The organism is Stieleria mannarensis, from assembly GCF_014154935.1.
Classification (GTDB): Bacteria; Planctomycetota; Planctomycetia; order Pirellulales; family Pirellulaceae; genus Stieleria; species Stieleria mannarensis.
This window is the reverse complement of sequence record NZ_JACEHH010000225.1, coordinates 1-427: the sequence shown is the minus strand read 5'-3', so window position 1 is coordinate 427 and position 427 is coordinate 1. Positions and strand designations below refer to the sequence as shown.

The 427-nt window shown below is 60.0% G+C and carries 1 protein-coding gene; it reads left to right on the top strand.

The window, feature by feature from the left end; genetic code table 11:
• On the top strand, nt 1-247 hold a 247-nt coding region (locus tag H1B37_RS33180), incomplete at its 5' end, for a tyrosine-type recombinase/integrase (protein WP_182871542.1).
• Nucleotides 248-427 lie beyond the last annotated feature (180 nt).

Below are 427 nucleotides of genomic sequence, written 5' to 3'. Positions count from 1 at the left end.
TCACGAAGACACCTTCCCTACGCGTTTCAAGCGGGCGCTTCGCCGAACCGAAATCCTCAAGAAGGCCGTTCCCCATACACTTCGCCACAGTTTTGCCACCCACATGCTCGAAGACGGGGCGGACATTCGTACCGTGCAGGAATTGCTCGGACATAAGGATGTGAAAACGACGATGATCTATACCCACGTCATGAACCGTCCCGGCCTGGCCGTGACCAGCCCCTCGGATCGGTTGGGGTTGGTTTGAGTCGCTGGGATGCTGATTGCAGGACGGGTGTTCCCTTCTCAGATGGGTGGCGGAGGGGAGGTGTGTGGGTGTCCGCGTGGCGGTTAGGGGGAACAGCTGGGGACAGCGGTTCTACACTTTTTCGCTTGGGCGGGTGAGGGGCTGCCTGCGTTGCAGTCAGGGGGGAACAGCTGAGGACAG